Below are 14,756 nucleotides of genomic sequence, written 5' to 3' on the forward strand. Positions count from 1 at the left end.
GCGCCCGATCACGGCGACCGGCGGCGACAAGCCCGTGGACGCCACCGAGGCGCCCAGCATCACCCCCACCCCCAGGGGCGGCAGCCCCCGGCCCGCGCCCGCGCGAGCCGTTCGGGGAAGACGCGAGGAGTACCCCACATGTCCGTACCTGTCGTATATGACTACGTCGTCATCGGCGGCGGCACCGCGGGATCGGTGATCGCTTCCCGGCTCACCGAGGACCCGGGCATCCGTGTCGCCGTCATCGAGGGCGGACCGTCCGATGTCGACCGGCCCGATGTGCTCACCCTGCGCCGCTGGCTCGGGCTGCTCGGCGGCGACTTGGACTACGACTACCCCACCACCGAGCAGCCACGCGGAAATTCGCATATCCGGCACAGCCGGGCGCGGGTGCTCGGAGGGTGCTCCTCGCACAACACCCTGATCTCCTTCAAGCCGCTGCCGGGTGACTGGGACGAGTGGGCCGAGGCCGGTGCCGAGGGCTGGGACGCGGAGTCCATGGACCCGTACTTCCAGCGGCTGCGCAACAACATCGTCCCGGTGGACGAGAAGGACCGGAACGCGATCGCGCGGGACTTCGTCGACGCCGCCCAGGCCGCCGCCGGGGTGCCGCGGGTCGAGGGGTTCAACAAGAAGCCGTTCCACGAGGGCGTCGGCTTCTTCGACCTCGCGTACCACCCGGAGAACAACAAGCGCTCCTCGGCGTCCGTCGCCTATCTGCATCCGTTCCTGGACCGGCCCAATCTCCATCTGATGCTGGAGACCTGGGCGTACCGGCTGGAGCTCGACGAGACCGGCCGGGTCACCGGCGTCCATGTGCGCACCAAGGACGGTGCGGAGATCCTCGTCCGGGCCGAGACCGAGGTTCTGGTCTGCGCGGGCGCCGTGGACACCCCGCGGCTGCTGATGCACTCCGGTATCGGGCCCAGGTCGGATCTGGAGGCGCTGGGCATCCCCGTCGTCCACGATCTGCCGGGCGTTGGCGAGAATCTGCTCGACCACCCCGAGTCGGTCATCGTCTGGGAGACGGACGGCCCGATTCCGGACAACTCCGCGATGGACTCCGACGCGGGCCTGTTCATCCGACGGGACCCCGAATCCCGGGGCCCGGACCTGATGTTCCACTTCTACCAGATCCCGTTCACCGACAATCCGGAGCGGCTGGGCTATGAAAAGCCCGAGCACGGTGTGTCGATGACCCCGAACATCCCCAAGCCGCGCAGCCGCGGCCGGCTCTTCCTCACCAGCGCCGACCCGTCCGTCAAGCCCGCCCTCGACTTCCGGTACTTCACGGACGAGGAGGACTACGACGGCCGCACGCTGGTCGACGGCATCCGTGTCGCGCGTGAGATCGCCAAGACCGAACCGCTGGCGAGCTGGCTCAAGCGCGAGGTGTGCCCGGGCCCGGAGATCACCTCGGACGAGGAGATCGGCGAGTACGCCCGCAAGGTCGCGCACACCGTGTACCACCCGGCGGGCACCTGTCGTATGGGTGCCACGTCGGACGAACTCGCCGTGGTCGGCCCCGATCTGCGGATCCGGGGCCTGAGCGGCGTCCGTATCGCCGACGCGTCCGTCTTCCCGACGATGCCGGCCGTGAACCCGATGATCGGAGTCCTGATGGTGGGCGAGAAGTGCGCTGAGCTGCTGTTCGAGGATCGTGATCGGGAACGGCACAGGCCCGATGAGCGAGCCGCCACGCTCGCGCCGGGAGGCGAGGCGTGATGGCGACGACCGTGGCCCCCGAGACGCCCAAGAGCCCCGAGAGCGGCGAGCGCACCCCGGTGTTCTCGGTCCGCGACCTGTGGAAGGTCTTCGGCCCCAAGGCCGATCGGATCCCCGGTTCCGCCGAGGCGAAGCTGTCCGCCGGGGAGTTGCGCGCCCGCACCGGCTGTACGGCCGCCGTCCGCGAGGTCTCCTTCGACGTCCAGCCGGGCGAGGTGTTCGTGGTCATGGGGCTGTCCGGCTCCGGCAAGTCCACCCTCGTCCGCTGTCTGACCCGGCTGATAGAGCCCACCTCCGGGACCTTGAAGATCGACGGCGAGGACGTTCTGGCCATGGACAAGGCGCGGCTGCGCCATCTGCGCCGGCATCGCGCCGCCATGGTCTTCCAGCATTTCGGGCTGCTGCCGCACCGCTCCGTCATCGACAACGTGGCCTACGGGCTGGAGATCCAGGGCGTGGGCAAGGCCGAGCGGCGGGCCAAGGCCGCCGAGGTGGTGGAGAAGGTCGGGCTCACCGGTCTGGAGCGCCGCCGCCCCGGACAGCTCTCCGGCGGTCAGCAGCAGCGGGTGGGCCTGGCCCGGGCGCTCGCCGTCGACCCCGAGGTGCTGCTCTTCGACGAGCCGTTCAGCGCGCTCGACCCGCTGATCCGCCGCGATATGCAGGAGGAGGTCATCCGGCTGCACCACGACGAGGGCCGGACGATGGTCTTCATCACCCATGACCTCAGCGAGGCACTGCGCCTCGGCGACCGGATCGCGCTGATGCGCGACGGCGGGATCGTGCAGCTCGGCACCCCGGAGGAGATCGTCGGCTCCCCGGCGGACGACTACGTACGGGACTTCGTCCGCGATGTTCCTCGGGAGCAGGTGCTGACCGTGCGCCGTGCCATGCGCCCCGCGAAGTCCGACGAGCAGGACGGCGGGCCCGCGCTGGCCCCGGGCACCACGGTCGCCGACGCGATCGAGGCCGTGGCCCGCAGCGGCGGCCTGGCGCGCGTCATGGACGGCGGCCGCTGCCTGGGCGTCGTCGACCACGCCTGTCTGCTGAGCGTGGTCGCGGGCCTGGACCGCAAGGAGGTGGCCGCGGCATGAGCACCGCCTCGACCCTCTCCCCGCCGGGCGGGACCGGGAGGCGCGTATGAGTGCCACGGCCACCCGCCCCACCACCGAATCGGACGCCACCAGGACGGCCGCGCCCGAACCGCGCCCGTCCCCGCTGAGCGCGGCCGTCCACAGCCACGCCGTGCGCAAGCTGGCGGTGCTCGTGGTGATCGCCGCCGTGCTCATACCCCTGGCGCACGCCAAGTGGGCGAGCGGCACCTGGCCGGACGCGCTGACCGTCGATGTGTCGGAACCGCTCGGCAAGGCCAGCGACTGGATCATCGACAACCGCGACAGCCACTGGATCTTCCTCTACTTCTTCGGCCACATCAGCAACGCGGTCATCATCAGCGTGCGCGCCGTCTACGTCGTCCTGCTCACCCTCGGCTGGGCCGGGGTCACCGCCGCCTCGACGCTGGTGGCCTGGCGGGTCGCCGGGGTGCGGGTCGCGGTGACGACCGTCGTGTCCTTCGTCGTATGCGGGCTGCTGGGCATGTGGGTGCCGACGATGCAGACCCTGGCGCTGATGGCCGTCGCCGTCACCGCGTCCGTCGTCATCGGTGTGCTGCTGGGCCTGGCCGGCGGGCTCTCGGAACGGGCGTTCCGGGCGCTGCGGCCGGTGCTTGACACCATGCAGGTGCTGCCCGCGTTCGCCTATCTGCTGCCCGTTGTGCTGATCTTCGGCATCGGCGTACCGGGAGCGGTGCTGGCCACCGTGATCTACGCGGCGCCCCCGATGGCCCGGCTCACCGCCCTCGGCCTGCGCGGTGCGGACGCCGGGGTGCTGGAGGCGGTGACCTCGCTCGGCGCCACCTGGCGGCAGCGGCTGCTGTCGGCCCGGCTGCCGCTGGCCCGCAAGGAGCTGCTGCTGGGCGTCAACCAGGCGATCATGATGGCGCTGTCCATGGCCGTCATCGCCTCGGTGATCGGCGGCGGCGGTCTCGGTGACCGCGTCTACCAGGCGCTGTCCAGCGTGGACGTCGGCAAGGCGCTGGCCGCCGGCCTGCCGATCGTGCTGCTCGCCGTCGTGATGGACCGCACCACGGCGTCGGCGGGCGAGCGCCTCGGCGCCCCGCCGGCCGAGGGCGGGCCCCGGCTGCTGCGCGGCTGGCCGGCCTGGGCGGGCGTCGCGGCGATCACCGTGGTGGTGACCGTCGCCGGGCGGCTGGCCGGGTCCCAGACCTGGCCGACCGGCTGGACCGTCGCCATCGAGGAGCCCGTCAACCAGTTCAAGGACTGGATGGTCGACCACCTCTACACCGGTGTGCCGGTCGTCGGCGGCACTGCCGAATGGGCCTCGGACTACGTCAAGTGGATCCTGGACCCGCTGCGCGAGGGGCTCCAGGGCCTCCCGTGGTACGCGGTGCTGCTGATCGTCGCGGCGCTGGCCTGGCTGATCGGCACCTGGGCCACCACCCTGACCGCCACCGCCGCCATGGCCGCGATCGGTGTGCTCGGGGTGTGGGAGCCGTCCATGGACACCCTCTCCCAGGTGGTGGCCGCCGTCTTCGTCACGCTGGTGCTCGGCTTCGCGATCGGCATCGCGGCCGCGCGGTCCACCCGGCTGGAGCGGCTGCTGCGGCCGGTGCTGGATGTGTGCCAGACCATGCCGCAGTTCGTCTATCTGATCCCGGTGGTCGCGCTGTTCGGCGTCGGCCGCGCCCCGGCGGCGGCCGCCGCCATCGTCTACGCGCTGCCCGCCGTCATCCGCATCACCACCCAGGGGCTGCGGAACGTGGACCCGGCGGCGCTGGAGTCGGCGCGTTCGCTCGGCGCCACCCAGGGGCAGCAGCTGCGCCAGGTCCAGCTGCCGCTGGCCCGCCCGGCGCTGCTGCTCGCGGTCAACCAGGGCGTGGTGCTGGTACTGGCCGTGGTGATCATCGGCGGTCTGGTCGGCTCGGGCGCGCTCGGCTACGACGTGGTGTTCGGCCTGGCACAGGGCGATCTGGCCACCGGTCTGGTCGCGGGCGCGGCGATCGTCTGCCTGGGTCTGATGCTCGACCGGGTCACCCAGCCGACGGCGCGCCGCGACAGGAAGGGGGCCTGATATGGCTCGCACCCGTACTCAGCTGCTGATGGCCGCCGTCGGGGTCACGGCCGTGTTCACCGCGACCGGCTGCGGCGCGGCGGACATGACCAAGCAGAGCTCGCCGTACGCCAATGTGGGCGGGGCGAAGAGCGTCACGCTCTCCGTCCAGTCCTGGGTCGGCGCCCAGTCCAATGTCGCGGTCGCCCAGTATCTGCTGGAGCATGAGCTGGGCTATCGCGTCGACACCGTCCAGGTGGACGAGGTGCCGGCGTGGGACGCGCTCAGCCAGGACCGGGTGGACGCGATTCTGGAGGACTGGGGCCACCCGGACCAGGAGCAGCGGTACGTCAAGGACAAGAAGACGATCGTGCCGGGCGGCGGACTCGGCGTCACCGGCCATATCGGCTGGTGGGTGCCGAAGTACTTCGCCGACGCCCATCCGGACGTTCTGAACTGGAAGAACCTCAACAAGTACGCGAAGACCTTCAGGACCGCGGAGAGCGGCGGCAAGGGCCAGCTGCTGGATGGTTCACCGTCCTATGTCACCAATGACAAGGCGCTGGTGAAGAACCTGAAGCTGAACTACCAGATCGTCTTCTCGGGTTCGGAAGCGGCGCAGATCACCCAGATGAAGCAGTTCGCCAAGGCGAAGAAGCCGTTCCTGAGCTACTGGTACGAGCCGCAGTGGCTGTTCAACCAGGTGCCGATGGTCGAGGTCAAGCTGCCCAAGTACACGGACGAGTGCGCGAACGAGGGGGCCGAGGACCCGGACTCCTTCGACTGCGCCTACCCGACCACACCGCTTCAGAAGTACCTCAACGCGGACTTCGCGAAGAAGGGCGGCAAGGCGGCGGCGTTCCTGAAGAAGTTCCACTGGACCAAGCAGGACCAGAACGAGGTGTCCGAGTTGATCGCCTCGCGGGGGATGTCGCCCGAGGACGCCGCGAAGAAGTGGGTCGAGGCGCACCCGGACGTCTGGAAGAAGTGGATTCCGTAGGGGCGGCTCTACGGCCGTAGGCACCAGGCATACGGGGTGGACCCCGTGGACCCCGCTTCGTCCGCGATCAAGGGACGGGGCGGGGTCCGGCTGTTTCACGGCGCGGGTCCGGTTGTCTCACGGCGGGGGTCCGGCTGTTTCACGGCGCGGGTCCGGTTGTCTCACGGCGGGCGTCCGGCCGTTTTACGGTGCCGGGTCCAGCTGTTTTACGAGGTCCGCGGCCGCGGCCATCGTCTGCCGGAGCAGCCGGGGGCCGAAGGTGATCCGGGTGGCGCCCAGCCGGCCCAGCTCACGCGGGGACGGGCCATCCGGGTCGAACGCCGCCGCGTTGAGCGGGGCGTCGATGGCGGCCGCCAGGCGGGGCAGCAGCTCCGGGGGCGCGAGGATCGGGTACACACAGTCCGCGCCCGCCGCCACATAGAGCCGTGCACGCTCGATCGCGGCGGTGGCCGCGGCCTCGGGGCCGATGTCCGGGCCGCCGTGGACGAAGGTGTCGACCCGGGCGTTGATCACCAGGCCCTCGCCCGCCTCGGCCCGCACCGCCGCCAGCAGGTCCGCCTGTCGCCCGGGTTCCACCAGCCGCCCGGCCGCCCGGTCGAAGTCCTCCAGGTTGCAGCCGGCCGCGCCGGTCTCCAGCAGCCGCTCGACCAGTTCCTCGGGGGCCAGTCCGTAGCCCGCTTCGACGTCCGCGGAGACGGGGATGTCCACCGCCCGGACGATCCGGGCGATCGTGGCGAACATCTCCTGCGGCGGAGTCTGACCGTCCTGGTGGCCGAGGGAAGCCGCGATCCCCGCGCTCGGGGTGGCGAGCGCGGGGAAACCGGCGTCGGCGAAGACCCGGGCCGAGGCGGCGTCCCAGGGGCCGGGGAGCACCAGCGGATCGCCGGGCTCGCGGCCGTGGTGCAGCGCGCGGAGCGTTCGGGCGCCGTCGGTGGTCGCTGGTGCCGTCATGGCGGGCCCGCCTCAGTGGCCCGAGGGCTTGTAGGCGCCGGGGGCCAAGCGGGTGGTCACGCCGATCCGGTTCCAGGCGTTGATGGTGAAGATCAGGGCGATCAGCTGGGCCAGCTCCCGCTCCTCGAAGTGCTTGGCGGCCCGCTCGTAGACCTCGTCCGGGACGAAACCGTCGGTCAGGACGGTGACGGCCTCGGTCAGGGCGAGGGCGGCCTGCTCCTTCTCGGTGTACAGGTCCACGGCCTCCTCCCAGGCGTTGAGGAGGTACAGACGGTCCTCGGACTCGCCCGCCGCACGGGCGTCCTTGGTGTGCATGTCGATGCAGAACGCGCAGTGGTTGAGCTGTGAGGCACGCGTCTTGACCAGCTCGGCCAGCTTCGGGTCCACGTCCTTTCTGGCGGCCGCGTCCAGGGCGACCATGGCCTTGTAGACCTCGGGGGCGGCCTTGGCGAACTGCATCCGGGGGGCGTGTCGGTGAGTGGTCTCTGTCGTCGTCATGCCTCCACGCTAGAGGCCGGGCGGCCCAGGAGTATGGTCCATTTCCATGGCGGATTCATGGGCCACTCAGAGGGACGAACCCGGACAGCGGACAGGCGGATCCGGACAGCGGCCGGGCGGGTCGGGCGGGTCGGGCGGGTCCGGACAGCGGACGGGCGGGGCCCGGGAGGGCGCGGACAGCCCCGGGCAGCGGACAGGCGGATCCGGGCCCCGGACGGCCGGTGCCGGTGAGCGGGCGGGCGACCCCGGGCAGGGGACGGCCGACCGGGCCGCCGGGCTGGGCACGGACCTCCATCTGGATCTGCCGCCGGGCGGCGGGACCGGAGTACGGGACGCGCTCATCCGCGCGCTGCGCGACGCCGTCCGCGGCGGGCGGCTCGCCCCGGGCACCCGGCTGCCCTCCTCCCGTTCCCTCGCCGCCGACCTCGGCATCGCCAGGAACACCGTCGCCGACGCCTATGGGGAGCTCGTTGCCGAGGGTTGGCTGACGGCCCGGCAGGGCTCGGGCACCCGGGTCGCCCGGCGCGTCGTACCGCCCGAACCCGCCCCGCCGCGCACACCCCCGCCCGCCGCCGCGGCCGCCGCCCGGCCCGTCTACGATCTGCGCCCCGGCCAACCCGATGTCTCGGCCTTCCCCCGGTCCGCCTGGCTCTCCGCGGCCCGGCGCGCCCTGACCGCCGCGCCGAACGACGCCTTCGGCTACGGTCACCCCGCCGGACGGCCCGAGCTGCGGCGGGTCCTGGCCGACTATCTGGCGCGCGCTCGTGGGGTGCGGGCCGCGCCGGAACGGGTCGTGATCTGTGCGGGGTTCGTCCAGGGTCTGGCCCTGCTCAGCAGGGTGCGGCAGAAGGCCGGGCACGGTGAGGTGGCCGTGGAGTCCTACGGGCTCGACATCCACTGGAACGTGATGCGCGGGGCAGGGCTGCGCACCGTGCCGCTGCCGGTCGATCAGCAGGGCGCCCGGACAGCGGAGCTGGACCGGCTGCCCGGGCCGCGGACCGTGCTGCTCACCCCGGCGCATCAGTTCCCCATCGGGGTTCCGCTGGACCCCGATCGGCGCGCCGCCGTGGTCGACTGGGCCTCGCGGGTGGGCGGGCTGGTGCTGGAGGACGACTACGACGGGGAATTCCGCTACGACCGTCAGCCGGTCGGGGCGCTGCAAGGGCTGGACCCCGAGCATGTGGTCTATCTGGGCACCGCGAGCAAGAGCCTGGCGCCCGCGCTGCGGCTGGCCTGGATGGTGGTGCCGGACCATCTGATGGACGACCTCCTGGCGGTCAAGGGGACGGGGGAGTGGCAGTTGGGCGGTCTTGACCAGCTGACGCTCGCGGAGTTCATCGACTCCGGGGCGTACGACCGCCATGTGCGCGGTATGCGGATGCGCTACCGGCGCCGCCGCGACCAGCTGGTGGCGGCGCTCGCCGAACGCGCCCCGCGGGTGCGGGTCACGGGCATCGCGGCGGGGCTGCACGCGGTGCTCCAACTGCCGCCGGGCACCGAGCGGTCCGTGGTGCAGGGCGCGGCCTGGCAGGGCCTGGCCCTGGAGGGGCTCTCCCGCTTCCGCTACCGCGAGGAGCGGGAGCCGGGTGGGCCCGGACCGACGCCGGGGGAGGGGCCGGACGCGCTGGTGTTCGCCTATGGCACCCCGCCCGACCACGCCTTCACGGGCGCGCTGGAAGCGCTGTGCCGAGTGCTGCCCTGAGCCTGGCCAGCCCCCCCTCTCAGCAACTCGGTGGAAGCCACCGGCCGCGGCTCGCAAGCTGCCTCGAAGAGGCGCGGGGCTGTGCCGGTCTGCGGCTCCGCCGCGTGGGCACGGCCGGGCCCCGCCGTCCATGGGCGCGGTAGTTCCACCTAGGGTGGGCGGCGGTCTCGGGGAGAGAAACGGGGGAGACTGCGATGGAACGGAAGACGACACGGCGGCTGAGGTCGAGCACGGTGATCCTGGGCGGTATGGGCGCGCTGGCGGCGGCGCTCACCTCCTGTGGTTCGGAACCGGACAAGCGCTGTGTGGACCGGAACAGCTATGACGCCGTGAACGGGTACCGGGTCGTCGACTCCGGCGCCTGCAAGGGCTCTTCGTCCACCACGGGCGGCAAGGGCAAGAAGAGCCGGGGCAAGGCGGGCGTCGACGGCGAGTGGTACTACGACTCCGACGTCAGCGGCCGCTGGGCGGACTACGGCACCTTCGACAAGAGCAAGGCCGCCGACCGGGGTGGCTTCGGCTGCTCCGGCTCCAGCGGCGGCTGAGCGGGCCGTCCCTCGATGAAGCGCCACACCATCGACCCCCGCCCCGGCTGGCAGTCCACGGTGGAGGAGCAGGGGGTCATCTATCCGCTGACCCGCTACCCGGACGGCTTGCTGCGCCCCTACTGGGACGAGAGCGCCTACTACGCCTTCTCGCTGCCCGAGGTCGAGGCGCTGGAGGAGGTGGTCGAGGAGCTGCACCGGATGTCGCTGGCCGCGGCCGCCCATATCGTCGAGACCGGCCGCTTCGCCGACCTGGGCATCCACGATCCACGGCTGGCCGGGCTGGTCGCCGAGTCCTGGCACCGCCGGGCCGAACAGCCCAGCGTCTACGGCCGGTTCGATCTGCGCTACGACGGTGAGGCGGGCCCGGCGAAGCTGCTGGAGTACAACGCCGACACGCCCACCTCGCTGGTGGAGGCGGCGAGCGCCCAGTGGTTCTGGATGGAGGACCGTTTTCCGGGCGCGGACCAGTGGAACTCCCTCCATGAACGGCTGGTCGACGCCTGGCGCACCCAGGCGGCGCTGCTGCCGCCGGGAACGCCCCTGTACTTCGCCCATTCCGCCGGGGACGAGCTGGGCGAGGATCTGATGACGGTGGCCTACCTCCGGGAGACGGCCGAGCAGGCCGGGCTGAGGACCGAGGCGATCTCCATGGAGGACATCGGCTGGGAAGGGCTGTCGGGCCGCTTCGTGGACAAGCGGTTCCGCTTCATCCGGAGCTGTTTCAAGCTCTACCCCTGGGAGTGGCTGGTCACCGACCGGTTCGGCCCGCATGTACTGGACACGCTCGACAACGGGGGCGGCACCGGATCCACGCTGTGGATCGAACCGGCCTGGAAGATGCTGCTGTCCAACAAGGCGCTGTTGGCCGTGTTGTGGGAGCTCTTCCCGGGCCATCCCCATCTGCTGCCCGCCTACCTCGACGGCCCCCGGGAACTGGCCCGCACCACCGGCTATGTGGCCAAACCGCTGCTCGGCCGGGAGGGCGCCGGGGTGACCGTGCACCCGCCGGGCGAGGAGCCCGTCCTCCGCGATGAGCCGTGCTGCTACCAGGAACTGGCTCCACTGCCCGACTTCGACGGCAACCGGGTGGTGCTCGGCACCTGGGTCGTGGAGGGCGAGTCGGCCGGACTCGGCATCCGCGAGTCGGCGGGGCTGGTGACGGATGAATACGCGCGCTTCATCCCCCATGTGATCCTCTGAGCCGCACGAAGCCACTGAGCCACGCGGGGCTGCCGAGCCGCTTGGGGCCGCAGAGCCGCGCGGGGCCACCGAGCCGTGCGGGACTGTCGAGCCGAGCCAGACCGCTGAGCCGAGCCGGGCCCCGAAGCCGCGCGAGGGCGCTGAGCCGCGTGGGGCCACTGTGCCGTACTGGGCCCCTAAGCCGCGCGGCGGCGCTGAGCCGCGCCGGGCCACCGCGCCGCGCCGGGCCGCCGGACCGTACCCGCTCATTCGGCCAGCACCGCCCTGAGCTGGTCCAGCGCCCACATCAGGTCCTCCTCGCCGATTACCAGGGGCGGGGCGATCCGGATGGTGGCGTCATGGGTGTCCTTGACCAGCACTCCGCGGTCCATGAGCCGCTCGGAGATCTGCCGCCCGGTGCCGTGCGACGGCTCGATGTCCACGCCCGCCCACAGCCCCCGGCCGCGCACCTGCCGCACCCCGTTTCCGATGAGCGGCCCCAGCTCCCGGTGGAGCAGCTCGCCGAGCGTGGCCGAGCGCCGCTGGAACTCTCCGGTCCGCACCATGGCGATGACCTCCAGGGCGACGGCGCAGGCGAGCGGGTTGCCGCCGAAGGTGGAGCCGTGCTCCCCGGGGCGCTGCACCCCGAGCACCTCGCGGGAGGACACCACCGCCGACACCGGCATCACGCCACCGCCCAGCGCCTTGCCCAGCACATAGACATCGGGGACCACCCCTTCGTGCTCACAGGCGAAGGTGGTGCCGGTGCGCCCGAGGCCGGACTGGACCTCATCGGCGATGAACAGCACATTCCGCTCCCGGGTCAGCTCCCGGACCCCGGCCAGATAGCCGGGTGGCGGCACCACCACCCCCGCCTCGCCCTGGATCGGCTCCAGCAGCACGGCGACCGTCTCCTCGGGCGCGGCGTCGAGTGCCGCCTCCATCGCCGCCAGGTCCCCGTACGGCACGATCGGGAACCCCGGGGTGAAGGGGCCGTGCTGGGCGCGGGCCTCCGGATCGGTGGAGAGGCTGATGAGGGTGGTCGTCCGGCCGTGGAAGTTGTTCTCGGCGGCGATGATCCTGGCCCGGCCGTCCGGTACGCCCTTGCTCCGGTAGCCCCATTTACGGGCGGTTTTGACGGCCGTCTCCACCGCCTCCGCGCCCGTGTTCATGGGCAGCACCATCTCCATGCCGCACAGCTCGGCCAGCTCGGCGCAGAAGGCGCCGAAGCGGTCGTGGTGGAACGCGCGGGAGGTGAGGGTGACCCGGTCCAGCTGCGCCTTGGCGGCCTCGATCAGCCGGTGGTTGCGGTGCCCGAAGTTGAGCGCCGAGTATCCGGCGAGCAGATCGAGATACCGGCGGCCCTCGACATCGGTCATCCAGGCGCCTTCGGCGGACGCGACGACGACCGGCAGCGGATGGTAGTTGTGCGCGCCATGGGCCTCGGCGGCGGCGATGGCCCGCTCCGCGGAGCGTCCCGATCCCATCTTGTCCTCCTTGTCTCACTAGCTAGAGTGGGGGTGCGCATCGTGACTGGCGAGCCGAGCGTGGAACCGACCACGAGGAAGCGATGCGTGGCCCCAGCGCCACGAGGTGCCGCCCGCCTGGGCACCCCGGGACACGACCGGACCGTCACCGATCGCCCCGGAGGACTCGATGAGCCTGCCCCTGTCCCATCCCGCACTGTCGGCCGCCGACCCCGAACTCGCTTCCCTCGTCGGCGCCGAGGAGCTGTTGCAGTCCGAGACCCTGCGCCTGATCGCGAGCGAGAACTATGTCTCCGCCGCCGTCCTGGAAGCCTCCGGGACGGTGTTGCAGAACAAGTACAGCGAGGGCTACCCCGGCCGCCGCTACTACGAGGGCCAGCAGGTCATCGACCAGGTGGAGACCCTGGCGATCAACCGGGCCAAGGCCCTCTTCGGCGCCGAGCACGCCAATGTCCAGCCCTACTCCGGTTCACCCGCCAACCTCGCGGCCTATCTGGCCTTCGCCCGGCCCGGTGACACCGTGATGGGCATGGCACTGCCCATGGGCGGTCATCTCACCCACGGCTGGGGCGTCTCCGCCACCGGCACCTGGTTCCGCGGTGTCCGGTACGGGGTGCGCCAGGACACCGGGATGATCGACTTCGACCAGGTGCGCGAGCTGGCCCGTGAGGAGCGGCCCAAGCTGATCTTCTGCGGTGGCACGGCGGTGCCCCGCACGATCGACTTCGCCGCCTTCGCGGAGATCGCCCACGAGGTGGACGCGGTGCTCATCGCCGATATCGCGCATATCGCCGGTCTGATCGCGGGCGGCGCCCATCCCTCGCCCGTGCCGTACGCCGATGTCATCTCCACCACCACTCATAAGACGCTCCGGGGTCCGCGCGGCGCGATGCTGATGTCGCGCGAGACCCATGCCAAGGCCATCGACAAGGCCGTCTTCCCCGGGCTCCAGGGCGGTCCGCACAACCAGACCACCGCCGCCATCGCGGTGGCCCTGCACGAGGCCGCCCAGCCCGCCTTCCGTGACTACGCCCATGCCGTGGTCGCCAACGCCAAGGCGCTCGCCGAGGAACTGCTCGCCCGCGGCTTCGAGCTGGTCTCCGGCGGCACCGACAACCATCTGATCCTGATGGACCTGACGCCCAAGGAGGTGCCGGGCAAGGTCGCGGCCAAGGCCATGGACCAGGCCGGGATCGTGGTGAACTACAACACCGTCCCCTATGACCCGCGCAAGCCCTTCGACCCCTCCGGTATCCGGATCGGCACCCCCTCCCTCACCTCGCGCGGTCTGTCCACCGAGCACATGCCCGCCGTGGCCGAGTGGATGGACCGCGCGGTGACCGCCGCGAAGAGCGGTGACGAGGGCGCCCTCGCCAAGATCAGGGGCGAGGTGTCCGAGCTGATGGCGGCCTATCCGGCTCCCGGTCTGCCGACCGGCTGACGCCGGGCGCGGGCCCCTGCCCGGCCTCCAGGCCGGGCAGGGGCTGCCACCACTGCTCCTCCTGGATCCGGTCGCCGGCCACCGGCACCGGAAGGCCCACGATCCGGGCGAGCACCCGCTCGACCAGCGTCTCCCCGCCGTCCAGGGGGACGCCTGCCTCCGGAGCCCTGACTTCCGCCGGGGCCGCCGGGGCCCTGCCGCCCGCCGAAGCCGCGCCGCCCTCCGGCGGCATGCTTCCCTCCGGCGGCATGCTCGCTTCCGGCTCCATGCCGCCCGCCCGCGACACGCCGTGCCGCGACGGTCCGCCGGACGGCGGTATCTCCAGCGCCCGCCCGAGCGCCCGCAGCTCTTCGGGCAGCCCTTCCTCGGCCATCTCCTTCGCCTCCCCATTCGGTCCCATCGGCCGTCCACTCCGGCGCGTCGGCCGTCCCACCGGCCGTCCCCTCGGCAGTCCAGCCCGGCCCACCGGCCGTCCAGCCCGCCTCATCGGCCGTCTCATCGGCCCTCTCCGACGGCCCCAGCAGCTGCTCCAGCCGTCTCAGGGCGCGACTCAGCCGCGATTTCACCGTGCCGCGCGGCCAGCCCAGAGCCTCCGCGGTCTCCGTCTCGTCCAGATCCAGCAGATAGCGGTAGATCACCACCCGCCGCTGCGGCTCGCTCAGCCGCTCCAGCGCGGCCAGCAGCCGAGCCCGCCGCTCGCCCGCCAGCGCCATGGCCGCCGGATCGGCGGACTCCGGTATCACCGGCTCGGCTCCGGCCAGCAGCGCCCCCTCCCGGTCCACCGCCGTCCGTCTCCGGCGCGCCGAGCGCACCGCGTTACTCGTCTCATGGGCGACGATGCGCAGCAGCCAGGGCCGGAACGACGCCTCGCTCTGGAACCGCCCCAGCGCGAGATACGCCTTCACAAAGGCGTCCTGCACCACATCCTCGGCATCCGCGCCCGCCCCGAGCAGCCGGGCGGTGCGGTGCGCGATCGGCGCATGGGCCCGCACCAGCTCGGCGTACGCCTCCGCGTCGCCGGTCCGCACCCTCGCGATGATCTGTGCTTCAGTCCTCACATCTCTCATACACCGGCGGACGGAGTCTGGTTCCACACCTG

The 14,756-nt window shown here is 71.9% G+C and carries 11 protein-coding genes, 1 pseudogene and 1 riboswitch; of the genes and pseudogenes, 8 read left to right on the forward strand and 4 right to left on the reverse strand.

The features are described 5' to 3' along the window. The first annotated feature begins 138 nt into the window (after positions 1–138). The 4 genes from AB0E24_RS09145 to AB0E24_RS09160 are packed head-to-tail and all read left to right on the forward strand — an operon-like array spanning position 139 to position 5,851. Positions 139–1,725, forward strand: a complete 1,587-nt coding sequence (locus tag AB0E24_RS09145; protein ID WP_359375700.1) for a GMC family oxidoreductase — start codon at positions 139–141, stop codon at positions 1,723–1,725. Beyond that, a complete protein-coding gene (locus AB0E24_RS09150; protein ID WP_069870417.1) occupies positions 1,725–2,816 on the forward strand; it encodes a quaternary amine ABC transporter ATP-binding protein in 1,092 nt (363 codons plus the stop codon). Before AB0E24_RS09145 ends, AB0E24_RS09150 begins: the two co-directional genes overlap by 1 nt. Before the next feature lie 46 nt (positions 2,817–2,862). Next, the gene (locus tag AB0E24_RS09155) at positions 2,863–4,872 is read left to right on the forward strand and encodes an ABC transporter permease (RefSeq protein ID WP_359375702.1); all 2,010 of its coding nucleotides are present in this window, start codon (positions 2,863–2,865) and stop codon (positions 4,870–4,872) included. Between the two features lies 1 nt (position 4,873). Beyond that, positions 4,874–5,851: an ABC transporter substrate-binding protein gene (locus AB0E24_RS09160; RefSeq protein ID WP_069870415.1), complete on the forward strand. Its 978-nt coding sequence runs from the start codon at positions 4,874–4,876 to the stop codon at positions 5,849–5,851. Positions 5,852–6,034: 183 nt separating this feature from the next. Here AB0E24_RS09160 and AB0E24_RS09165 read toward each other — a convergent pair whose 3' ends face one another. After that, positions 6,035–6,802, reverse strand: coding sequence for an isocitrate lyase/PEP mutase family protein (locus AB0E24_RS09165; RefSeq protein WP_359375704.1), 768 nt, complete (start codon positions 6,800–6,802; stop codon positions 6,035–6,037). A gap of 12 nt (positions 6,803–6,814) precedes the next feature. Next, positions 6,815–7,300: a carboxymuconolactone decarboxylase family protein gene (locus AB0E24_RS09170; RefSeq protein ID WP_069870412.1), complete on the reverse strand. Its 486-nt coding sequence runs from the start codon at positions 7,298–7,300 to the stop codon at positions 6,815–6,817. Between the two features lie 46 nt (positions 7,301–7,346). On the opposite strand from AB0E24_RS09170, the gene pdxR reads away from it, so the two are divergent. The 3 genes from pdxR to AB0E24_RS09185 all read left to right on the forward strand — a co-directional run bounded on the left by pdxR (position 7,347) and on the right by AB0E24_RS09185 (position 10,750). Further along, positions 7,347–9,002 carry a MocR-like pyridoxine biosynthesis transcription factor PdxR gene (gene pdxR / locus AB0E24_RS09175; protein ID WP_359375707.1) on the forward strand — a complete coding sequence of 552 codons (1,656 nt, stop codon included), beginning with the start codon at positions 7,347–7,349 and terminating at the stop codon, positions 9,000–9,002. Positions 9,003–9,196: 194 nt separating this feature from the next. Further along, positions 9,197–9,547 carry a hypothetical protein gene (locus tag AB0E24_RS09180; RefSeq protein ID WP_102934921.1) on the forward strand — a complete coding sequence of 117 codons (351 nt, stop codon included), beginning with the start codon at positions 9,197–9,199 and terminating at the stop codon, positions 9,545–9,547. Between the two features lie 15 nt (positions 9,548–9,562). After that, a complete protein-coding gene (locus AB0E24_RS09185; protein WP_359375710.1) occupies positions 9,563–10,750 on the forward strand; it encodes a glutathionylspermidine synthase family protein in 1,188 nt (395 codons plus the stop codon). A 245-nt stretch (positions 10,751–10,995) separates the two neighbouring features. Here the strand turns inward: AB0E24_RS09185 and rocD are convergent, their stop codons facing one another. Beyond that, positions 10,996–12,216: an ornithine--oxo-acid transaminase gene (gene rocD / locus AB0E24_RS09190; RefSeq protein ID WP_069870406.1), complete on the reverse strand. Its 1,221-nt coding sequence runs from the start codon at positions 12,214–12,216 to the stop codon at positions 10,996–10,998. A 32-nt stretch (positions 12,217–12,248) separates the two neighbouring features. Then, positions 12,249–12,346: riboswitch (ZMP/ZTP riboswitch) on the forward strand. Positions 12,347–12,385: 39 nt separating this feature from the next. On the opposite strand from rocD, the gene glyA reads away from it, so the two are divergent. After that, positions 12,386–13,657, forward strand: a complete 1,272-nt coding sequence (glyA, locus tag AB0E24_RS09195) for a serine hydroxymethyltransferase (RefSeq protein WP_359375712.1) — start codon at positions 12,386–12,388, stop codon at positions 13,655–13,657. 518 nt (positions 13,658–14,175) lie between these two features. Here the strand turns inward: glyA and AB0E24_RS09200 are convergent. After that, positions 14,176–14,724, reverse strand: a pseudogene (locus AB0E24_RS09200) (RNA polymerase sigma factor); the annotation flags it as partial. Between the last annotated feature and the right edge of the window lie 32 nt (positions 14,725–14,756).

This window comes from Streptomyces malaysiensis subsp. malaysiensis (assembly GCF_040653035.1).
Lineage (GTDB): Bacteria > Actinomycetota > Actinomycetes > Streptomycetales > Streptomycetaceae > Streptomyces > Streptomyces malaysiensis.